18 protein-coding genes are annotated in these 21,659 nt (G+C 69.5%); 9 read left to right on the forward strand and 9 right to left on the reverse strand.

Features of this window, described 5'->3' with window-relative positions; all coding sequences use genetic code 11:
* Positions 1-12 precede the first annotated feature (12 nt).
* Positions 13-480 carry a disulfide bond formation protein B gene (locus ROJ8625_RS05890; RefSeq protein WP_085790953.1) on the forward strand — a complete coding sequence of 156 codons (468 nt, stop codon included), beginning with the start codon at positions 13-15 and terminating at the stop codon, positions 478-480.
* An 11-nt stretch (positions 481-491) separates the two neighbouring features.
* Here the strand turns inward: ROJ8625_RS05890 and ROJ8625_RS05895 are convergent, their stop codons facing one another.
* Entirely contained in the window at positions 492-935 is a 444-nt protein-coding gene (locus ROJ8625_RS05895; protein WP_085790954.1) for an Lrp/AsnC family transcriptional regulator, read from the reverse strand.
* Between the two features lie 120 nt (positions 936-1,055).
* Between ROJ8625_RS05895 and rocF the strand changes: the two genes are divergently transcribed.
* The 3 genes from rocF to ROJ8625_RS05910 are packed head-to-tail and all read left to right on the forward strand — an operon-like array spanning position 1,056 to position 3,474.
* Positions 1,056-1,979: an arginase gene (rocF, locus tag ROJ8625_RS05900; RefSeq protein ID WP_085790955.1), complete on the forward strand. Its 924-nt coding sequence runs from the start codon at positions 1,056-1,058 to the stop codon at positions 1,977-1,979.
* 8 nt (positions 1,980-1,987) lie between these two features.
* Positions 1,988-3,058: an ornithine cyclodeaminase gene (gene ocd, locus ROJ8625_RS05905; RefSeq protein WP_085790956.1), complete on the forward strand. Its 1,071-nt coding sequence runs from the start codon at positions 1,988-1,990 to the stop codon at positions 3,056-3,058.
* Positions 3,055-3,474 carry a PPC domain-containing DNA-binding protein gene (locus ROJ8625_RS05910; RefSeq protein WP_085790957.1) on the forward strand — a complete coding sequence of 140 codons (420 nt, stop codon included), beginning with the start codon at positions 3,055-3,057 and terminating at the stop codon, positions 3,472-3,474. Before ocd ends, ROJ8625_RS05910 begins: the two co-directional genes overlap by 4 nt.
* A gap of 85 nt (positions 3,475-3,559) precedes the next feature.
* Here the strand turns inward: ROJ8625_RS05910 and der are convergent, their stop codons facing one another.
* From der to ROJ8625_RS05925, 3 genes are all read right to left on the reverse strand, one after another.
* Positions 3,560-5,017: a ribosome biogenesis GTPase Der gene (der, locus tag ROJ8625_RS05915; RefSeq protein WP_085790958.1), complete on the reverse strand. Its 1,458-nt coding sequence runs from the start codon at positions 5,015-5,017 to the stop codon at positions 3,560-3,562.
* A 79-nt stretch (positions 5,018-5,096) separates the two neighbouring features.
* On the reverse strand, positions 5,097-6,434 hold the full coding sequence (locus tag ROJ8625_RS05920) for a PQQ-like beta-propeller repeat protein (protein ID WP_234984181.1): 1,338 nt from the start codon (positions 6,432-6,434) through the stop codon (positions 5,097-5,099).
* A 74-nt stretch (positions 6,435-6,508) separates the two neighbouring features.
* Complete coding sequence (locus ROJ8625_RS05925; protein ID WP_085790959.1) at positions 6,509-7,162, reverse strand: tetratricopeptide repeat protein; 654 nt, start codon at positions 7,160-7,162, stop codon at positions 6,509-6,511.
* Positions 7,163-7,425: 263 nt separating this feature from the next.
* Between ROJ8625_RS05925 and ROJ8625_RS05930 the strand changes: the two genes are divergently transcribed.
* The 3 genes from ROJ8625_RS05930 (at position 7,426) to ROJ8625_RS05940 (ending at position 12,991) form a co-directional block, all read left to right on the forward strand.
* Entirely contained in the window at positions 7,426-8,766 is a 1,341-nt protein-coding gene (locus ROJ8625_RS05930; protein WP_085790960.1) for an efflux RND transporter periplasmic adaptor subunit, read from the forward strand.
* Entirely contained in the window at positions 8,763-12,581 is a 3,819-nt protein-coding gene (locus ROJ8625_RS05935) for an efflux RND transporter permease subunit (protein ID WP_085790961.1), read from the forward strand. Before ROJ8625_RS05930 ends, ROJ8625_RS05935 begins: the two co-directional genes overlap by 4 nt.
* A gap of 149 nt (positions 12,582-12,730) precedes the next feature.
* The gene (locus ROJ8625_RS05940) at positions 12,731-12,991 is read left to right on the forward strand and encodes a VPEID-CTERM sorting domain-containing protein (RefSeq protein ID WP_085790962.1); all 261 of its coding nucleotides are present in this window, start codon (positions 12,731-12,733) and stop codon (positions 12,989-12,991) included.
* Between the two features lie 18 nt (positions 12,992-13,009).
* On the opposite strand, the gene xrtE is transcribed toward ROJ8625_RS05940, so the two are convergent.
* Positions 13,010-14,581, reverse strand: coding sequence for an exosortase E/protease, VPEID-CTERM system (gene xrtE / locus ROJ8625_RS05945; RefSeq protein ID WP_159456731.1), 1,572 nt, complete (start codon positions 14,579-14,581; stop codon positions 13,010-13,012).
* A gap of 193 nt (positions 14,582-14,774) precedes the next feature.
* Here xrtE and ROJ8625_RS05950 point away from each other — a divergent pair, with 193 nt between their 5' ends.
* A complete protein-coding gene (locus ROJ8625_RS05950) occupies positions 14,775-15,659 on the forward strand; it encodes a DMT family transporter (protein ID WP_085790964.1) in 885 nt (294 codons plus the stop codon).
* Here the strand turns inward: ROJ8625_RS05950 and ROJ8625_RS05955 are convergent.
* From ROJ8625_RS05955 to ROJ8625_RS05965, 3 genes are all read right to left on the reverse strand, one after another.
* Positions 15,656-15,997 (reverse strand): hypothetical protein, encoded by a 342-nt coding sequence (locus ROJ8625_RS05955; protein ID WP_085790965.1) that lies wholly within the window; start codon positions 15,995-15,997, stop codon positions 15,656-15,658. The two genes, ROJ8625_RS05950 and ROJ8625_RS05955, sit on opposite strands and share 4 nt — an antisense overlap.
* Positions 15,994-17,832, reverse strand: coding sequence for an ABCB family ABC transporter ATP-binding protein/permease (locus tag ROJ8625_RS05960; protein WP_085790966.1), 1,839 nt, complete (start codon positions 17,830-17,832; stop codon positions 15,994-15,996). The genes ROJ8625_RS05955 and ROJ8625_RS05960 overlap by 4 nt, the downstream gene beginning before the upstream one ends.
* Before the next feature lie 128 nt (positions 17,833-17,960).
* Positions 17,961-18,734, reverse strand: a complete 774-nt coding sequence (locus ROJ8625_RS05965) for a 3-hydroxybutyrate dehydrogenase (RefSeq protein ID WP_085790967.1) — start codon at positions 18,732-18,734, stop codon at positions 17,961-17,963.
* A 285-nt stretch (positions 18,735-19,019) separates the two neighbouring features.
* Here ROJ8625_RS05965 and ROJ8625_RS05970 point away from each other — a divergent pair, with 285 nt between their 5' ends.
* Positions 19,020-20,843: an extracellular solute-binding protein gene (locus ROJ8625_RS05970; protein ID WP_085790968.1), complete on the forward strand. Its 1,824-nt coding sequence runs from the start codon at positions 19,020-19,022 to the stop codon at positions 20,841-20,843.
* 138 nt (positions 20,844-20,981) lie between these two features.
* Here the strand turns inward: ROJ8625_RS05970 and ROJ8625_RS05975 are convergent, their stop codons facing one another.
* Positions 20,982-21,605 carry a helix-turn-helix domain-containing protein gene (locus ROJ8625_RS05975; RefSeq protein WP_085790969.1) on the reverse strand — a complete coding sequence of 208 codons (624 nt, stop codon included), beginning with the start codon at positions 21,603-21,605 and terminating at the stop codon, positions 20,982-20,984.
* Positions 21,606-21,659 lie beyond the last annotated feature (54 nt).

Consider the following 21,659-nt stretch of genomic DNA (forward strand, 5'->3'; position numbering starts at 1 on the left):
GGAGCTTTCACCATGCGCCCCAAGCCCCTGATCCTGCTCGCCTCCGCCGGCTCCGCGGCGCTCCTCCTCGGTGCGTTGGCGTTTCAGTACATTGGCGACATGCCGCCCTGCAAACTGTGTTACTGGCAGCGCTACCCGCACGTTGCTGCCGCGCTGGCCGGGCCGGTTGCACTGGTGGTGGCGACACCGCTGATCATCGCGTTCGGTGCCCTCGCGGCGCTGACGACCGCCGGCATCGGGATCTTTCACACCGGGGTCGAACGCGGCTGGTGGGAGGGACCGGCCTCCTGCTCGTCGACCGGGATCGACGGGCTGTCCACAGATCAGCTGATGGACCAGATCATGACCGCCCCACTCGTGCGCTGCGACGAGATCGCCTGGCAACTGGCCGGCGTATCGATGGCCGGCTGGAACGCCATCCTGTCGCTAGGCCTCGTCGTGCTCTGGCTCGCGGCCTGGCGCGCAGCACGCCGGGACTGAGTCGGCCCGCCTCACCCGCCGAGGCGGCCCTGCGCGCTCTTCTTCGTCGACAGCAGCAGTGACGTCTCCGACGTCGCCACACCGTCGAGCCGGCGGATCCGCGACAGTACGCCATCGAGCGCCTCGAGGCTGTCGGTGCCGAGCTCGGCGATCACGTCCCAGCGTCCGTTCGTGGCGTGCAGTGCTCGCACCTCGGGAAACCCGCCCAGCTGGCGCAGGATCCGGTCCGTGCCACGCCCCTCGATCCCCAGCATCATGAGCGCGCGAACGGCATCGCGACCGGCGTCCTCCTTCAGAACAACCGTGAAGCCCAGGATGTCGCCCGAGGCGCGCAGCTTGTCGATCCGCGCCCGCACCGTCGTGCGCGACAGCCCGAGCGCCGCGCCAAGCTCCGACAGGGAGGCCCGCGCGTCGCGCCTCAGCGCGGCGATCAGCCGGTGATCGGTGTCGTCCATTTCGGAACCTCGCGCCTGCGTTTCGACGAAGGCTCACCCGTTTCGGCCGCAATGTCCACTGGACCATGAGCCGAAGCGCCGCATACTCCGGGCAAACAAGTCGCAGTCAGCGAGGTCTCGATGAGCCACCGCAGGATCCTTCTCGTCGGCGCACCGGTCGATTCGGGCAAGCGCCGCGCCGGCTGCCTGATGGGCCCCGACGCCTATCGCACGGCCCGCCTGCCGGGCGCGCTGGCCGATCTCGGCCACGACGTGCACGACCTCGGCAACGTCACCCCCGACCCGGTCGAGGCGCCCGACACCGAACGTCTCTTCGCCCTGCCGGAAACGATCGGGTGGACGCAGGCCCTGTCCCGGGCCGCGCAGGAGGCGCTGGCCGAGGGCGCGGCGATCTTCCTCGGCGGCGACCATGCGCTGTCGCTCGGGACGGTGCACGGCGCCGCGGCCCACGCGGCGCGGCGCGGTCGCCCGCTCTTCGTGCTGTGGCTCGACGCCCATTCCGACTTCCACACCTGCGACACGACCGACAGCGGCAATCTCCACGGCACGCCTCTGGCCTACCTGACCGGGCGCGGCGGGTTCCCGGGCTTTCCCGACGTGCCGCACCCGATCCCCGAGGCGCAGGTCTGCATCATCGGGCTGCGCTCGGTCGACGGCCCCGAGCGCGCCGCGCTCGAGGCGACGGGCATCCGCCGCCACGACATGCGCGACATCGACGAAAACGGCATCGTGGCGCCCCTGCGCGCCTTTCTCGCCGCGGTCGAGGCCGCCGGCGGCGATCTTCACGTGTCGCTCGACGTCGATTTCCTCGACCCGGCGGTCGCGCCCGCGGTCGGCACGACGGTACCGGGCGGCGCCACGGTGCGTGAGGCGCATCTCGCGATGGAGATCCTGCACGATTCTGGACTACTGACCTCGCTCGACCTCGTGGAACTCAATCCCATGCTCGACGAACGCGGCCGCACCGCGCAGCTGATGGTCGATCTCGCCGCCTCGGCCTTCGGTCGCCGCGTCTTCGACCGCCCGACCCCCCGCATCCTCTGAGGCCCGCCATGCTCTCCTCCGCTCCCGATCCCTCCGACAAGGCGCTGGTGCCCTTCGTTTCGGTCGCCAACATGATGCGGCTCGTGCATCACCTCGGGCTCGACGCGGTGATCCGCAGCCTGACCGGGCACATCGAGGAGGATTTCCGCCGCTGGGAGCGCTTCGACAAGACGCCGCGCGTGGCCTCGCACTCGCCCGTCGGGGTGATCGAGCTGATGCCGACTTCGGATGGCGAGGCCTACGGCTTCAAGTACGTCAACGGCCACCCCCGCAACACGCGCGCGGGCCTGCAGACAGTCACGGCCTTCGGGCTCCTGGCCGACGTGGCGACGGGATACCCCGTTCTCCTGACCGAGATGACGCTCCTCACCGCGCTGCGCACGGCGGCGATGTCCGCCCTCGCCGCGCGCCACCTGGCGCCGGAAGGCGCACGCACCATGGCGATGATCGGCAACGGCGCACAGGCCGAATTCCAGAGCCGCGCGATGCAGGCGCTCGTCGGCATCGACACGGTGCGGCTGTGGGACATCGACGGCGCCGCGACAGAGAAATGCGCGCGCAACCTCGCCGGCAGCGGACTCGCGATCGTGCGCTGCACCAGCGCGCAGGACGCGGTCGAGGGCGCGGACATCATCACCACCTGCACCGCCGACAAGCAGTACGCCACGATCCTGTCGGACAACATGGTCGGCGCCGGAGTGCACATCAACGCGATCGGCGGCGACTGCCCCGGCAAGACCGAACTCGCGCCCGCCATTCTCGGGCGCGCCTCGATCTTCGTGGAATATCCCGAACAGACCCGCATCGAGGGCGAGATCCAGCAGCTCGATCCCGACCACCCGGTCACCGAGCTCTGGCAGGTCTTCGCCGGCGCCGCGCCCGGCCGCCGGTCCGCCTCAGAGATCACCCTCTTCGACAGCGTCGGCTTCGCGATCGAGGATTTCTCGGCGCTGCGTTTCGTTCAGCAGGCGATCCGCGGCACGCCCTTTTTCGAGCCGCTCGATCTTCTCGCCGATCCCGACGATCCGCGCGACCTCTACGGCATGCTGGCCCGCGCCGGCGGAGCGGCGGCGGCATGATCGCGACCGACTGGCCCGCCACAGCGACGCGCTTTCTCGCGCTGCGTCTGCCGCCCGGCGCGGATCTCCGCGGCGCGATCGAGTCGGCCTTCGCCGCCGAACCCGAGGCCGCGGGCTTTCTCGCCGCCGCCGTCGGCTCGCTCGAGCTCGCGCGCCTTCGTCCCGCCGGCCGCGACGACGCCATCGAGGTCGCGGGCCCGCTCGAGATCGTCGCGCTCTCGGGCACGGTCTCGGCCGACGGCCCGCATCTCCACCTCGCGGTTTCGGATTCCGCCGGCACGATGACCGGAGGCCACCTGCTGACCGGCGCGCGCATCCGCACCACCGCCGAGCTCGTGCTCGCCCTGGCCGCGGGGCAGCGGTTCCACCGCCCGCACGATCCCGCGACCGGCTACAACGAGCTCGCCTTCGACTGACGGCGCGCCGCGCGATCCTTCATCTTGCCGGATACCCCGGGGGTCCGGGGGCAGAGCCCCCGGCGCGCGCCGCCGGCGGGCCGGGTCAGTCCCGGCGCTTGTCGAGGTGTTTCTTCAGCGCGCCGGCGTTCTTCTCGCGTCGCCCGCGATACGGGTTGCGCGCGCCCTGCCCGCGCATCACCAGCCGGATCGGCGTGCCCGGCATGTCGAAATCCGATCGCAGACCGTTGACGAGATACCGCGTGTAAGCGTCCTGCATCTTGTCGGGATGCGAGCACATCACCACGAAATGCGGCGGACGCGTCTTCGCCTGGGTCATGTAGCGCAGCTTGATCCGGCGCCCGCCCGGCGCCGGCGGCGGATGCGCCTCGACCATGTCGCCCAGCCAGCGGTTGAGCTGCGCCGTCGGCACCCGGCGGTTCCAGACGTCGTGGGCGCGCATCACCGCGCCGCGCAGCCGGTCGAGCCCGCGCCCGGTCCGGGCCGACACCGTCACCAGCGGCGCGCCCCGAAGCTGCGGCAGCAGCCGGTCGAAGGCCTCGCGCAGCTGCGCGAGCTTGGCGCCCTTGTCCTCCTCGAGATCCCACTTGTTGACCGCAACGACCACCGCGCGGCCCTCACGCTCGGCAAGGTCGGCGATGCGCAGGTCCTGGCTTTCGAACGGAATCGCCGCGTCCAGCAGGACGACCACGACCTCGGCGAACTTGACCGCCCGCAGCCCGTCGGCGACCGACATCTTCTCGAGCTTTTCCTGGACCTTGGCCTTCTTGCGCATCCCCGCGGTGTCGAAGATCCGCGTCGGCACCCCGTCCCAGTCCATCGTCACCGAAATCGCGTCGCGCGTGATCCCCGCTTCGGGCCCGGTCAGAAGCCGATCTTCGCCCAGCAGCGCGTTGATGAGTGTGGACTTGCCCGCGTTCGGCCGGCCCACGACCGCGATCTGGAGCGGCTTGTCGAGCGTGGGCGCCGGCGCGGCCTCGTCGGCCTCTTCGGACACCGGCAGGGACAGCTCGGGTTCCTCGGGCGCGCGCTCGGCGGCGGCGGCAAAGCCCTCCGACAGCGGCAGCAGCGCCGCGTAGAGATCCGAGAGCCCCTCGCCGTGCTCGGCCGAAAGCGCGATCGGCTCGCCGAGGCCCAGACCCCACGCCTCGAGCGCGCCGGCCTCGCCGGTCCGTCCCTCGGCCTTGTTCGCGGCCAGAAGCACGTGATCGGCGCGCTTGCGAAGGATCTCGGCGAAAATCTCGTCGGTCGGCGTGATCCCGGTGCGCGCGTCGACGAGAAACAGGCACACGTCGGCCATGTCGACCGCCCGCTCGGTCAGTCGCCGCATACGGCCGGGCAGGCTGTCGTCGGTCGCATCCTCGAGCCCCGCGGTGTCGATCACGGTGAAGTTCAGGTCGCCCAGGCGCCCCTCGCCCTCGCGCAGGTCGCGCGTCACGCCCGGCTGGTCGTCGACGAGCGCGAGCCGCTTTCCGACGAGCCGGTTGAACAGCGTCGACTTGCCCACGTTGGGTCGGCCGACGATGGCGAGGGTGAAGGACATGGATGAAGGCTCCGGGTCGCTGCGAAGCGCCCCGTTACCCTATCGTGCCGCCGATGGAAAGAAGCCCTGCCCGACCGCGCTAGCGATAGGCCGCCAGCGCGCCGTCACCCGTCACGACATACAGCGTGCCGCCCGCAACGATCGGTTCGGTCGTGGCGCCGCCGTCGACCGGTACCTGCGCCGCGAGACGCCCGTCCGTCGGGGCGAAGCCGCGCAGCGCCCCGTCCGTAGAGGCCACCCACAACAGACCGCCGGCGAGGACGGGCCCGTGGTTCGCGACCGACTGGTCGCGCCGGCGCGCCGGCCGGGCGACAGGCCGCCAGCCGGGCAGGTCCACGGCCCAGATCTGCGCGCCGGTGGCCCGATCAAGCCGCACGAGCTCATTTAGATCGCTGACGAAGTAGACGGAATTGCCGACCACGGCCGGCCGGTCCAGCGCGCCCTTCTCGACGGTCCAGCGCGCCTCGCCGGTGGCCTGGTCGCGCGCGGTGAAGCGGCCCGAGTGCGTGCCGATATAGACCGTGTCGCCGGCCAGGGTCGGATCGCCGGTGACGTCGTCGATGCGCGCCAGCACGCGCCCGCGGCGCGACCCGGCGATGATCTCGCTCCAGACCGTGTCGCCGCCCTGGCGGAAGCGAGACTGGACGGTGCCGTCGCCGAAGGCGAACACCACGCGCTCGGGGCCGATGGCCGGCGCCGGCGCTCCGGCCACGTTGCCGACATCCGGCACGCCGTCGACGCGCCAGCGCACGCGGCCGTCGCGCGCCTCGATCGCCCAGCCGACGGAATCACCCGACGTGATGTAGACGAGCCCGTCGCGGAAGCTCGGCGCGCCGGTCGCGGTGTCCTGCAGGTCCTGCCGCCACACCTCGCCGCCCTGCGCCGGATCGAGCGCCACGAGCTCGCCGAAGCCGGAAGCCACGAACAGAAGTCCGCCGCCGAGCGCGAGGCCGCCGCCCTGTGCCTGGAACGCGGCGTCGCGCGCCGGGACGATCTGCCGTTGCCACAGCACCGCGCCGTTCGTCGACACGGCCGAGACGACGAAATCCGAGGACAGCGTATAGACGCGCGCGCCGTCAGTCACCGGATCGGCGTTCAGGCGCTGGCGCTTCACATCGCCTTGCCCGATGTCGACGCTCCAGATCCGCTGCGGCGCCGACGACAGGGCCGCGTGATCGGTCCGGATGTGCGGGCTGACCGGGCTCTGCGTCCAAGCGCCGTTCTGAACGGGCGCCGGCAGGGCCGCGGGCGCAGCACGGTTGACCGGCGCCCCGGGGTCGCCGTCGCGGGTGTCGAGCACCTCGCGGATGCCCAGCCGTTCGCCCGGCAGGATGACTTCGCGCTCGCCGCAGGCGGCGAGCGCCGCGATACCCGCCAGCGCCGCCAGCCTCAGAACCTTCGACCCGTCCACGTTCACCTTCCGCGTCCCTGTTCCTGCCCGTCGCGTCGACCGGCGTTCGGCCCGGCCGGCGGATTGCCCGGATCCGGCGTTCAGGCGCCGTCCTCGATCGAGCCGCCGAGCGCCACAATCAACTGCGATGCGCGCAGGCGCAAGCCTTGGCTGGCCGCGGAATCCTGACGGATCGTCTGCAGCCGCTCGATCGCGGCCTCGGTGTCACCTGCCTCGATGTCGAGTAGCGCCAGCTGCTCCTCGGCCATCAGTTGCAGCGGCCCGCCCTGCGCCATCGCCTCGAAGCCGATGCGCCGCTCCTCGGCCGAGACGCCTTCGCGGGTCAGCGCCTTGTAGCTCGCGATCTGGCGGTAGACCGCCTCGGCCTGCATGTCGCCGACGGCGTTCAGCGTCTCGGCGACCACCGCGGGATCGGCGTCCTCGGCCGCGGCCTGCTCCGCCGCGCGCAGCATGGCGAGGATCGCCGCGGCGGATCCCTCCGGCGCCTCGATCGCGGCGAGATCGGCCGCGCGCGCCGCCGGTGTCTCGGCCTCCAGGGCTTCCAGCACCGCAGTGCCGAACGCGCGGGCGCGCTCCGTTTCCTGCGCGGCGCTCCATTCGCGCCACGCCGCACCGCCGACGATGCCGATGACGATCAGGACGGCGATCCAGCCGTAGCGGCGCAGATAGCCATAGAGGCGGTCGCGCCGGACCTCCTCGCTCACCTCGTCGATGAAACTGTCGGGATTGCTCACCCGCGCCCCCTTTCCTGTCCTGCCGGACGCTGCCGTTGCCGCTCCCTTATCGGACCGGGACTTGCCTGCCAAGCAGGCGCCGCGCGCGCCGGTTTCCGCCGCAAGCGTGCGATTTTCGCAATCCCGCCTTGAAGTCTGCGCAACAGGCCCCAATCTGAACTACCGAGTTCAGTTTTTTCGTGCCATATGGTTCCAGCACCGGGAATGTTCTTGCGTTCCGCGACGGGTTCGCGGCAAGTGCGGAGGCGGACAGGAAGAATTCGATGCGCGTATTTCCGCTTCTCCTCGCCGCGCTCGTCGCCGGCTTACTCTATCTTCTCGTGATCGAGCGCGACCGGGTGGTCGCGACGCTCGCCCCGGTGACGGCCGATCCTGCGCCGACCGAGAACGCGCCTGCCGACACGGCGGCGTCACCGGAGACCGACACCGCCGAAACCACCGACCCCACGCCCGATGAACCCGCTGCCGATGGCACCGACGCCGTGCGTGTCATGGCCATGCGCAGCGTCGCGCAGGATATCGACAGCGCCGTCCTCGTCCGCGGCAAGACCGAGGCGCTGCGCGAAGTCGACGTGATGGTCGAGACGACGGGCAAGATCGTGTCGGACCCGCTGCGGCGCGGCACCTTCGTGTCCGAGGGCGATGTCCTTTGCGAGCTCGACCCCGGAACCCGGCGCATCACGCTCGAGGAGGCGCGCGCGGCGCTTGCCGAGGCGCAGGCGAGCGTGCCCGAAGCCGAGGCGCGTGTGCCCGAGGCCGAGGCCCGCGTGGCCGAGGCCGAAGCTGCGCTGGAGGAGGCGGAGATCAATGCGACCGCCGCAAACGCGCTGTCTGGCTCGGGCTACGCGTCGGAGACGCGTGTGGCGCAGACGCGGGCCGCCGTGCGCGCCGCCGAGGCCGCAGTGTCCAGCGCGAAGGCCGGGCTCGAGGCCGCGCGATCCGGGCTCGAAAGCTCTGCCGCGCGCATCCGCTCGGCAGAGGCGGCGGTCGCACGCGCGGAGGACGAGATCGAGAAGCTGACCGTGCGCGCACCGTTCGACGGCCTGCTCGAAACCGACACGGCGGAACTCGGCGCGCTGATGCAGGCCGGCGGCATGGGCGGCGATCCCTGCGCGACGGTTCTGCAACTCGACCCGATCAAGCTCGTGGGCTTCGTTCCCGAAACCGCCGTCGCCCGCGTCGCCGTCGGCGCGCCGGCCGCGGCGCGCCTGACCGAAGGCGGCGAGGTGCAGGGCGAGGTCACTTTCGTGTCGCGCCGTGCCGACGAAACGACGCGGACGTTCCGTGTCGAGATCCTCGTGGAGAATGACGACCTCGCGCTGTCGGCGGGCCAGACGGCCGAGATCCGCATCGCGAGCGACGGCGTCGCGGCGCATCTGGTGCCGCAATCGGCGCTCACGCTCGACGACGACGGCGCGCTCGGCGTGCGGCTGGTCGGCGACGGCTCGACGGCCCGCTTCGCGCCGGTCGAGATCGTGCGCGACACGCCCGAGGGGCTCTGGGTGCTGGGCCTGCCCGAGACCGCAGACATCATCACGCTGGGACAGGAATACGTCACCGACGGCGTCGCGGTGGCGCCCTCGTTCGAGGACATCATCCAGTGACCGGGATCGTCGACTGGGCGGCCAGCCGGGCGCGGATGGTTCTGGCCTTCATCGTGCTGTCGCTTGTCGTCGGCACAACGGCCTATATCGCGCTGCCGAAGGAAGGCGAGCCGGACATCGAGATCCCGGCGTTGTTCGTGTCCGTTCCGTTCCCCGGCATCAGCGCCGAGGATTCCGAGCAGCTTCTCGTGCGTCCGATGGAAACCGAGATGCAGGATCTCGACGGGCTGAAGGAGATGTCGGGCACCGCGGCCGAGAACTATGCCGGCCTCGCGCTCGAATTCGAGTTCGGCTGGGACAAGACCAAGGTCATGGCCGACGTGCGCGACGCCATGACGCGCGCCGAGGCCCAGTTTCCCGAGGGCGCCGAACAATACTCGATCAACGAGATCAATTTCTCGGAGTTTCCGATTGTCGTGGTCAACCTGACCGGCCCCGTGCCGGAGCGCACGATGGCGCGTGTCGCCAAGGATCTGCAGGACAGGATCGAGGGGCTCGACGCGGTGCTGCAGGCCGGTATCGCCGGCAATCGCGACGAGATGCTCGAGGTGCTGATCGACCCGCTCCGGCTCGAGAGCTACAACGTCACAGCGGCCGAGCTGATCAACGTCGTCCAGAACAACAACCAGTTGATCGCGGCCGGCGAGGTCGAGACCGCGCAGGGCGCCTTTGCGGTCAAGATCCCGTCCTCGTTCGACGAGGCGCGCGATGTCTACGACCTGCCGGTCAAGGTGAACGGGGACCGCGTCGTCACGCTCGGCGATCTCGCCACGATTAACCTGACCTTCGAGGACCGTACCGGAACGTCGCGCTTCAACGGCGAACGCTCGCTCGCCCTGCAGGTGGTGAAGCGCAAGGGTTACAACCTGATCGACACCGTCGACGAGGTCGAGCGGCTGGTCGCGGAGGCCGAGGCCGACTGGCCGGAAGAGCTGCAGGCGGCGGTGACCATCGGCACGTCGAACGACCAGTCGCGGCAAGTCGCCTCCATGATCAGCCAGTTGCAGGGCTCTGTTCTGACGGCCGTGGCGCTGGTGATGATCGTGGTGCTGGCCGCGCTCGGCCTCCGGCCGGCGCTGCTTGTCGGGTTCGCGATCCCGACCTCGTTCCTGCTGTGCTTCGCGTTCCTCGCGCTGATGGGTGTGTCGATCTCGAACATCGTGATGTTCGGACTGATCCTCGCTGTCGGCATGCTGGTCGACGGCGCGATCGTGGTCGTCGAGTACGCCGACAAGCGCATCGCCGAGGGCGTCGGACCCATGCACGCCTATACCGACGCGGCCAAGCGCATGTTCTGGCCGGTCGTGTCCTCGACCGCGACGACGCTGTGCGCCTTTCTGCCGATGCTGTTCTGGCCCGGCGTTCCGGGCGAGTTCATGGGCATGCTGCCGGTGACGCTGATTTTCGTGCTGTCGGCGTCGTTGATTGTCGCGCTTGTCTACCTGCCGGTGATGGGCGGTGTCGTCGGCCGGCTGGAGCGGTGGCTCTCCGGAATGACCGGTGCGATCTCGCGGCTTCCGTTCCTTCTGAACCTCGCGCTCTTGCCGGTCTGCATCATCGCGATCGGGGCCGGCGCGGCGGGCATCCCGCTGCTGTTGCAGCTCGCCTCCGGCACCTACGCGGGCATCGACTCGGGTGACATCTGGGGATCCGTCGTGCCCACCTTCGCCGGGATATTCATTCTGCTGCTGGGCGGGCTGATCCTCTTGGCCTTCGCGCTTGTGGGCGGGATGTTCCTCGTCCTGGCGCTCGCTGCGTTCTTCGGCCGGATCGGGCGCGGTGCGTCCGCGCTGCGGCGTCGGCTGACCGGCGGCGCCGGCGAGGACCGGATCAAGTCGGGCTACCGTCGTTCGCCATTCGGCCGGTTCATCGCGCTGATCGCAAAGAATCCGCTCGGGCCCATCGTGGCCGCCGGCGCGATCTTCGTCTTCGTCGGGACGACGTTCATCTACTACGGCGAGAATCAGAACGGAGTGGAGTTCTTCGTCGAGAGCGAGCCGGAATTCGCCCTCGTCTACGTCCGCGCCCGCGGCAATCTGAGCCTCGAGGAGAAGGACGCACTGGTCCGGCGGGCCGAGGACATCGTGTTGGCCCATCCGGGCGTGCTGTCGGCGTTCGCCTTTGCCGGCGAAAGCGGGCTCGACAACAACACCGGCGGCGCGGAAGCGCCGAAGGACACGATCGGGCAGGTCCAGTTCGAGACGATCCCGTGGGAGGACCGGATCGGCGATCCGGCGCTCGACGGCGACGTGGTGATCGCCGAGCTGACCGACCAGCTCGATACGATCCCTGGGATCGAGACCGAAATCCTGAACCTCGCGCAGGGCCCGGCCGCCGCGAAGCCGCTGCACCTGCGGATCACCGGCCAGAACTGGGATGATCTGCTTGCCGTAACGACCGCGGCACGCGCGCGCTTCGACGACATTCCGGGCCTGCGGCTGGTGGAGGACACGCGGCCCCTGCCCGGCATCGACTGGCAGATCGACGTGGACGTGGAAAAGGCCGGACGCTACGGCGCCGACGTCGCAACCGTGGGCGCGATGGTGCAGTTGGTGACGCGCGGCATTCTCCTCGACACCATGCGGGTCGACACCTCGGACGAGGAGATCGACATCCGGGTGAGGCTGCCCGAAGAGGATCGGCTTCTCTCGACGCTCGACACACTTCGGGTGCGCACGTCGGACGGTCTGGTGCCACTGTCGAACTTCGTGACCCGCCGGCCGGTCGATACGCTGGCGGAGATCAATCGTGTCGACCAGAAACGGCATTTCGACGTGAAGGCGGACGTGGCCCCCGGTCTCGCCAAGGCGGTGGACGCGGACGGCGCGATCGCCGCGACCCTGCGCCTTGCGTCCGGGGGCGACGGAGGCGGCGGGCCGCGCATCGAGGGCCCGGACGGCAGCTACACGATCGTCTCGGCCGCCGAGGGGGTAACGCCTGGCTCGCTCGGCGCGGACCTCCGCGCCGGCGCGCTCTCGGTCGAGCCTGTGAACGCGAACGAGCGGATCGCCGTCCTGACCGAATGGCTCGAGGCGCAGGACCTGCCGGCCGGCATCGGCTGGGAATGGACGGGCGATCAGGAGGATCAGGCCGAGAGCACGGCGTTCCTCGGTCAGGCTTTCGGTGCCGCGCTCGGCCTGATGTTCATCATTCTGCTCGCGCAGTTCAATTCGATCTACAACGCCGGTCTCGTGCTGCTTGCCGTCGTCCTGTCGACCGCCGGCGTGCTGATCGGCATGCTCGTCATGGGGCAGACCTTTTCGATCATCATGACAGGCACCGGCATCGTCGCGCTGGCCGGGATCGTGGTGAACAACAACATCGTGCTGATCGACACCTACCAGGAATACGAACGCTACATGCCGCGCGACGAGGCGGTGGTGCGCACGGCCGAGGACCGGATCCGCCCTGTCCTTCTGACCACGATCACGACGATGGCGGGCCTCGCGCCGATGATGTTCGGGCTCAGCCTCGATTTCTTCGGCGGCGGCTATACGATCGACAGCCCGACCGCGCTCTGGTGGAAACAGCTGGCGACTGCCGTGGTGTTCGGCCTCGGCATCGCGACGGTCCTGACGCTTGTCTTCACGCCGGCCATGCTGGCCGCGCGCGTGTGGGTCGCGACCTACGCAACGTGGATCGGCCGCGCGCTGTCGGCACTGTCGCTCGGCCGGGCCAGCCGCGCCGCGCAGGATTGGGCGGTGACCGCCCGCGCCCGCGACCTTCCGGCCCCGACGATCATCTGGGACGACGAGGATGCCGGTCCGCGCCTCGAATCGACGGACACAATTCCGCCGCTGCGCGCCGCCGAGTGAGCCCGGCCGCGGGCCGTCCGGGCGGGCTGTCGGCGACAATGCCTGCATGCCGCGGAGATTGTCCGTCGTTTCTCATCAAATGCGACTAAACCTTGGCGCAGCCGCCTGAAATCGCTAGTGTCCCCATGGTTGGATTAGGGACGTGACAGATGCTCAACACATTTTACAAAGCGCTTAGCGCCGTCGCCGTTTACGCGATGTTCACCGCACCGGCCCATGCGCAGTCCGCGGGCGGCTGGTATTCGTGGTTCCGCAGCTGGGTCGATGGTGCCGTCGGTGGTCGTACCTCCGGGCGCGAAGCCAACGCCGTGCCGGAAATCGACGCATCGACCGGCCTGCTGACGCTCGCCGCCGTCGCGGCGGCTCTGGCGCTCGCCTACGAGATCAACCGCCGGCGCAAGTCCGCCTGAGCGGATCCGGCGCGGGGCTCAGATCAGCGACCAGTCGCCCGACAGCAGCGCCGCGCCCGCGATCACGAGGTTCGCGCTCGCATGGGCGACGATGGCGTCGGACAGCCGGCCCTGTCGCAGCATGACGAGCGCGAAGACCAGACCGGCGACACCGGCGGCCACAGGCCGCCCGTGGAGCGCCGCAAACAGACCGGCCGAGGCGGCGACGGCGCCGGCACGGCCCCACCCTGTCCCGGGATCGAGACGGGTCAGCACGTATCCGCGAAAGAACGCTTCCTCGACCACCGGCACCAGGAGGCCGGTGCCGATGACGCGTGCCGCGATCCAGAGCGCGAGCGCCGCGCCCGACAGCGCCCCGATTCCGATATCGCCGCCGGGGCCCGCCGTGATCAGCCAGACCGCCCCGACCCCGATGCCAGCCGCCAGGGCGACAGGGTCGATCCGCCAGTCGATGGCCATCAAGGGACGCCGCACGTACCACAGAGCCGCCGCGATCGCCGCGGCCTGCAACGGATAGCCCACTGCCGGCGCGGTGAACGCCATGTGCACGATGATCCCCGAGAGCATGCAGACGATGAACGGCAGGATCCGGGCAACGGCCCAATCCTCGCGCATCGTGCCCTCATCGCTGCCGCGCGGCCTCGGATCGCGGTGCAGCCACGGCACCGCCTGTACGCCCGCGATCACGCCGAGCGCGAGGATGGTGAAGTAGAACCAGCCGGCGAAACTGTGAAAACCGTTGACCGCGAGCTCCGGCGACACGTGCGCGCCGATCAGGATCAGCGCCGCGATCCGCACGACGTTGAGCGCCCATGACAGCAACAGGCCCAGCGGCCAGACCACCAGCCAGAACCGCCCCCAGCGGATGATATCGCGAAAGATCACCGCGTAGATGGCGAGAAAACCGGTCAGCAACGCGAAGCCCTCGATGCCCGAGCATTGGCTTGCGACGATCACCGCGAAACCGTCGAGCCCGATCGTCGCCATGCCCGGATCGACGTTCACCGCAGGCGCGATCAGGCGCAGGAGGCCGGCCGTCGCACCGAACGTGCCCTCGACCAGCGGATCGAGCGCCCAGAGCGGGGCGAGCAGCGCCGCGAGATCGGGAATCAGCAACGCGAGCACGCAGACACCAAGGATCGACGTCCCGTCGCGGCGCAGCCAGTCGCGCCATGCGCGTGCCGGCATCACCCAAAGCAGTCCGGCGACGGCGGCGAGGAGACCGCCGCCGAGCAGGCCCGCGAACACGCGCGCGAAGCCGTCGTGGATCGTCGCCGGTGTCACCGTCAGAAGCGGGGCGAAGATGGCGAGCACGCCGATGCCGTGCAGGAGCGGCCACACCCACCGGCGCGCCACGACCTTGCCCGAGGCTCCGACGAAGCGGTGGCGCAGGTCCGGCTTGGCCCAAAGCAGCACCGCAACGCCCGAGCCGAGACTGATCGCGCGCACCAGCGCACCCCGCAGCGCCCGGCAGGCGCCTTCGATATCGGTCAGCCGACACTCGACCGAGGCCAGCACCTGGAAGACCAGCACGATCAGCACGGCCTCGAGGGCGAAAAGCGTGGCGATGAAGGCGAGGCGTCGACCCATGACTGTCCCATTCGTCCGTTCCGGGCCGTGGCGATACCGCGCAAACGTGGTCATGTCATGCCCAAGGTGGCACCGTTTCGTGATCCCGTGCCAACGCTGCCGCGCACCGCGGCGTCGCGAGCCTCGCTCGAGTCGGTCTTGTGCGCGTGACCCCACGATTGCATGCCGCCGGCGTTAGCGCTATCAGCTGGACATGCATCGGACCCGAAACCTCTCCGGCAGCGTGCTCGATGGCGTCGGCCTGCGCCTGCTCGCGGTCTTTCTGCTGACGGCGATGTCGGCTGCTGTCCGCGAAGCGAGCCAGACGGTGCCGGTCGGCCAGATCGTGTTCGTCCGGTCGGCGCTGGCGCTCTTGCCGATCCTTCTCTGGCTTCGCTGGCGCCATGGCCTGCGCGCCGGGCTGACCACCGAACGGCCGGCCGCGCACCTCTTGCGCGGGCTTCTCGGCGCGGTCTCGATCACGTTGTCCTTCATCTCTCTGGCCGCGCTGCCAGTGACCAGCGCCAAGGCGCTTTCGTACCTCGCACCGGTCCTGTCGGTGCCGCTCGCCGCGATGGTGCTGCGAGAGCGCGTGGGCGCTGCGGCGCTCGTGGCGCTGGCCGTCGCGCTCGCCGGAACGGCGGCAATGCTGCACGGCGCACTTGTCCTGCCCGGCCCCGGCGCCGCAATCGGCATCGCGGCGGGGCTCGGCTTCGCGCTCACGATGGCGGTCGTGCGCGTGCTGGTGCGCGACATGACCCGGACCGAGGCGCCGGCGGCGATCGCGGCCAGCATGGCGGCGATTTCGGCGCTCTGTGCGCTGCTGTCGCTGCCATTCGGATGGGTGATGCCCGAAGGTGGTGCCTGGGTGTCGCTGCTGGCGACGGGCCTTCTCGGTGGCTTCGCGGCCATCGCGGGAACGGAGGCGATCGCCCGCGCGCCGGTGGCGGCGCTGGCCCCGGTCGAGTATTCGGGTCTTGTCTGGGCCCTGCTCTTCGACGTTCTGCTGTTTGCGACCCTGCCCGACCGCTGGGCGCTGGCGGGCGCGGGCCTGATCCTCGTCGCTGCGCTGATCGTGACGCTGCGCGGCGCGCGCTAGCCGCCGGCCGCCGCGCGCGCAGCGGGGTCGAGCGCCTCCCACCAATCGGCGTAGCCTGTGTTCTTCGGGTGCTTGCCGCCCTCGTCCGGCGCGCCGTCGCTCCACCAGACCGGGCCGCGCTCTCCGAGGCGCCGCTTGGCCGCATCGACCGCGTCGCGCGCCTCCCGTTCAGCGGCCGCCTCCGTGGCCTGCCCGACCGCGCGCCGGGCCTGCATCAGCGCCTTGATCGCCGCCCGGCGTTCGCTGTCGTCGAGCCGCGGGTCGGTCTTGCGCCAGAGCCGCCCCTTGGCCACGAAGTAGCGTCCGTCGGGCGTTTCGGGATAGTCCTTGCGGCTCACGCTGCATCCTCGCGTTCCGCCGCCTGCCGCGCCCAGAGCCCGGCATACCGGCCGCGCCGCGCGAGAAGCTCGGTATGGGTGCCCTCTTCGACCACGACGCCAGCCTCCAGCACCACGATCCGGTCGGCATCCGCGATGGTCGACAGCCGGTGCGCAATGGTAAGGACGGACCGGCCCTCGGCGGCGCGGGCCAGCGCGCCCTGGATCTCCTGCTCGGTGTCGGTGTCGAGCGCGGAGGTCGCCTCGTCCAGAAGCAGGATCGGCGGGTCCTTCAGAAGCGTCCGGGCGATGCCAACGCGCTGCTTCTCGCCACCCGACAGCTTGAGCCCGCGTTCGCCCACCTGCGTGTCGTAGCCGTCTGGCAGCGACGCCACGAAATCGTGGATCTGCGCCGCCCGCGCCGCCGCCTCGATCTCTTCCTGCGTCGCGTTCTCGCGACCGTAGGCAATGTTGTAGCGGATCGTGTCGTTGAACAGCACCGTGTCCTGCGGCACCACGCCGATCGCGGAATGCAGGCTCTCCTGCGTCACGTCGCGGATGTCCTGCCCGTCGATGCGGATCGCGCCGTCGGAGACGTCGTAGAACCGGAAGAGCAGCCGCCCGATCGTCGACTTCCCCGATCCGGACGGCCCGACGAGCGCGACGCTCTCGCCCGCCCCGACGGTCAGCGATACGCCCTTCAGGATCGCCCGATCGCTGTCGTAGCCGAAGCGGATCGCGTCGAACTCGACGACGCCGTCGCTCACCCGCAGCGCCGGCGCGCCCGGCTTGTCGGCGACCTCCGCCGGCTGCTCCAGCAGGTCGAACATCTGGCCCATGTCGACGAGGCTCTGGCGGATCTCGCGGTAGACCGTGCCGAGGAAGTTCAGCGGCATGGTGATCTGGATCATGTACGCGTTGACCATCACGAAGTCGCCGACGGTCAGCGTGCCCGCCGCGACGCCCCGCGCGGCCATCACCATGACACCGACGAGCCCCGAGGTGATGATGAGCGCCTGCCCGAAATTGAGCGCGGCGAGCGACACCTGCGTCTGGATCGCCGCCCGCTCGTAGCCCCGCATCGCCATGTCGTAGCGCGCCGCCTCGCGCGCCTCGGCGCCGAAATACTTCACGGTCTCGAAATTCAGCAGCGAATCGATCGCCTTCTGGTTCGCGTCGGTGTCCTGATCGTTCATCCGGCGCCGCAGGCGGACCCGCCACTCGGTGACCTTGAAGGTGAACCCCACATATGCCGCGATCGTCGCCGTCACGACCACGAGGTACCACGGATCGAACAGCACGAAGAGGACACCCGCGATCAGCACCAACTCCAGAACCAGCGGCCCGATCGAGAACAGAAGGAAGCGCAACAGGAACTCGACGCCCTTCACGCCGCGCTCGATGATACGGCTGAGCCCCCCGGTGCGCCGTGTCAGGTGGTAGCGCAGGCTGAGCCGGTGGATGTGGCGGAAAGTCTCGAGCGCGATGGTCCGCAGGGCGCGCTGCCCGACGCGCGAAAACACCGCGTCGCGCAGCTGCTGGAACCCCGTGTTCATGAGCCGGGCCATGCCGTAGGCCACCGTCAGGGCGACCGCCCCGGCCCCGAGCGCCCAGGCGGGCGTGATCTCGCCCTCGGTCAGCGCATCGACCGCGGCCTTGTAGAACAGCGGCGTGCCCACCGCGATGATCTTGGCGATCACCAGCAACGACAGCGCGACGACGACCCGCCGCTTCACCCAGGGCTGACCGTCTGGCCAGAGATAGGGGGCCACGCGCCGGATCGTACGCAGCCCCGAGCGCCGCTCGCCGGCGGCGAGGGCGCGGTCATCGTCGGACTGGCTGGCGTCGGGCGGCATCGGGGCTCCGGGCTGGCGGTCGGCGCGCGGGGGCTGGCCTGCGCGATGTTCCGCTTACCTAGCCGCCGACGCGCCGCTTGGCCAGCAGCGGCCGGGCCGGCCCCCGCACCCCGGTGGCCGCAGCCTGGTCAGAGCGCCGTCCAGCCGCCATCGACGCTGATCGTCGTGCCTGTGATCTGCGCTGCCGCGTCCGAGCACAGGAATACGGCGGTCCCGCCGATCTGCTCGGTCGTCGCGAACTCCTTGGAGGGCTGGCGCGCGAGAATCACCTGCTCGACCGCCTCCTCTTCGCTCATGTCGTATTCCTTGGCCGTGTCGGGGATCTGTGCCTCGACGAGGGGCGTCTTCACGTAGCCCGGGCAGATCGCGTTGACCGTGATCGGCTCCTTCGCGGTCTCGAGCGCGACCACCTTGGTCATGCCGACGACGCCATGCTTGGCTGACACGTAGGCGACCTTGTAGGGCGATGCCGTCAGCCCGTGCGCCGACGCGATGTTGACGACCCGGCCCCAACCGGCCTTGCGCATCAGCGGCAGCGCCGCGGCGGTGGTGTGAAACGCGGCAGACAGCATGATCGCGATGATCTGGTCCCATTTCTCGGTCGGGAAATCCTGGATCGGCGCAACGTGCTGGATCCCGGCATTGTTCACGAGGATGTCACAGGCTCCGACCGTTTCGATCAGGCCGCGCGCCTCCTCGGGCTTCGACAAATCGCCCTTGACGTAGCGCGCGGTCACGCCGTGCTCGGCGCCGAGATCCTTGGCGATCTGGTGATCCTCCTCGCGGTCGGTGAACGAGTTCAGCACGACGTCCGCCCCGGCCCGGGCCAGTTCGTGCGCGACGCCGAGCCCGATCCCGGAATTCGATCCGGTGATGATGGCGGTCTTTCCCTTGAGCGACATGAGGTGCCTCCGTTTCGCGGTCGCGGCGAGAGTTGCCGCAAGTGCGAAAGAGTGCAAGCCTGCGGGCCGTCGACCCGCGCACCAGAAATCGGCACAAAAAAAACGCCGGCACAAGGCCGGCGTTCAGTTATTGAGGCAGGTTTCATACAGGCAAGAAACCTATCGAGCAGTACGTCTTACATAGCCCCTCTACCTCAGGAAGCCAAGCTAAAAGTTTGATGTCGCTCCCTGCCGCGCTTAGAAACGGGGTCAGGCAGACACGGGCAGAGAAGGAATGTCGCCATCATGGACCCCCGGATTTTCCGTGCGATCGCCATCGGCGCCGCCGCTCTCTCGTTCGCCCTGGCCGGATCGGATGCGGCCGCCGAACCGCGCCATGGCATCGCTATGTATGGCGAGCCCGCGCTGCCACCCGATTTTGTGTCGCTGCCCTACGCCAATCCGGACGCGCCCAAGGGCGGCCGGATCGTCGTCGGCGAGGTCGGCAGCTTCGACAGCCTCAACCCCCACATCCTGAAGGGCGTTGTGCCGTGGCAATGGCGCTTTCTCGGCTACGAGAGCCTGATGGGGCGCAGCTACGACGAACCCTTCACGCTCTACGGCCTGCTCGCCGAATCGATAGAGGTCGCCGAGGATCGCTCCTGGGCGGAGTTCACCCTGCGCGAGGAGGCCGCGTTCTCCGACGGCACGCCGGTCACGATCGAGGACGTGATGTGGTCGTACGAGACCCTCGGGACCGAGGGGCATCCGCGCTATCTCGGCACCTGGAACCTCGTCGAGACGATGGAGCAGACCGGCCCCCGGTCGGTGCGCTTCACCTTCGCAACGGACAACCGTGAACTGGCGTTGCTGATCGGCATGCGCCCGATCCTGAAAAAGGCGCAGTGGGCGGACAAGGACTTCACCCGCTCGGGCCTCGACACCATTCCCATCGGCACAGCGCCCTACGTGGTGAGCGACTACGAGGCCGGCCGCTTCGTCGAACTCAGCCGCAATCCCGATTACTGGGGCAGCGACCTGCCGTTCATGCGCGGCCAGGCCAATCTCGACACGATCCGCATGGAGTTTTACGCCGACGCGCAGGTGCTCTTCGAGGCGTTCAAGGCCGGCCAGATCACGTCGATCCGCGAGACCAACGCCGAGAAATGGGCGACGCAGTACGATTTCCCGGCCGTGCGCTCCGGCGACATCGTCAAGTCCGAGATCCCGCACGAGCGGCCCACCGGCATGACCGGTTTCGTGATGAACACCCGCCGCTCGGCTTTCTCGGACTGGCGCGTGCGCGCGGCGATGATCCACGCCTTCAACTTCGAGTTCATCAACGAGACGCTGACCGGCGGACGCCAGCCGCGGATCACCTCGTATTTTTCCAACTCGCTGCTCGCGATGGCGGACGGGCCGGCGGACGAGGGCGTGCGCCGGCTGCTCCAGCCGCACGTGGACGCGCTCGTGCCCGGGGCGCTCGACGCCTACGCCCTGCCGCAGGGCGACGGGTCGGCGGCGAACCGGCGCAACCTGCGCACCGCCATGCGCCTGATGGAAGAAGCGGGCTTCACCATCGAGGAAGGCCGGATGACCACGCCCTCGGGCGAGCCCTTCGGCTTCGAGATCCTTCTGCCGCAATCGACGCCGGAGGCCGAGGTCGGTACCATCGTCGACCTGTTCCTCCCGGCGCTCGAGCGCATGGGCATCGATGTGCGCGTGGCCCGCGTCGACCGCGCTCAGTTCGAGGAACGCACCGATGCCTTCGATTTCGACATGACCTTCTACACGCGCGGCCTGTCGCTCAGCCCCGGCAACGAACAGAAGCTCTACTGGGGCTCGGCCGCCGCCGAAGCGCAGGGCTCGCTCAACTGGATGGGCGTTCAGTCGCCGGCGGTCGACGCGATGATCGACGCGATCCTCACCTCCGAATCGCGCGCCGATTTCGTGACCGCGGCCAAGGCGCTCGACCGCGTGCTCACCACCGGCCGCTACGTCATCCCGATCTACCAGTTCCGCGAAAGCCGGATCGCCCACGACGCCAACCTGCACTTCCCCGACGACCTGCCGATCTACGGCGACTTCATCAACTTCCACCCCGACGTCTGGTGGTACGAGCCGGACTGACCGGACCTCGCGCCCGCAGGCCGGCCCTGCCCCGGCTTCTTCTTGGCGCAGAATACTCCGGGGTGAATTGGCCGCGCAGCGGCCAAGAGGGGCAGCGCCCCTCCGACCATTCCCGTGGATCGCTCGAGACGGCGCAGGTCAGGCCAGCGAGGTGACCCACAGGATCGTGGCATCATCCTCGCTGACCGAGATGACGTTATGGCCCATCGTGGCGTCGTAATAGGCGCTGTCGCCGCGGCGCATCTCGATCGGCTCGTAGAACTCGGTGTAGAGCCGGATCACGCCGGTCAGCACGTAGAGGAATTCCTCTCCGTCATGGCGCACCCAGCCGTCGAACTCGGCCATCGACCGAGCGCGGACGCGCGCGCGGTAGGGCAGCATCTGCTTCTTGCTCAGCGTCTCGGCCAGCAGCGTGTGCTCGTAGGTGGCCGTCGCCTGCGGCACGCCGGAGCCGTCCTTGGTGATCGACAGCCGCCCGTTCACCTTGTCGCGCGTTGGCGGGGTAAAGAGCTGCGGCACCGAGATCTCGAGCCCCGTGGCGAGCTTCTTCAGCGCGTCGTAGGTGGGCGACATCTGCCCGTTCTCGATCTTCGACAGCGTCGAGCGCGCGAGCCCCGCCTGCCGGGCCGCCTGTTCCAGCGTCCAGTCGCGCGCCTTGCGCAACTCGCGCACGCGTTCGCCGAGGTTGAGCGGCTCGCCCTCTTCCGACGGGCCCGCCTCGCGGGCGATGCGGATGAGGCTCTTGGGATCCTGACCGGACATGACCAAGCGTCTTAGGGCGCGGCCCGCCACCTTGCAAGGCGGGCGCGGGCGCGG

This window comes from Roseivivax jejudonensis, assembly GCF_900172265.1.
GTDB lineage: Bacteria > Pseudomonadota > Alphaproteobacteria > Rhodobacterales > Rhodobacteraceae > Roseivivax > Roseivivax jejudonensis.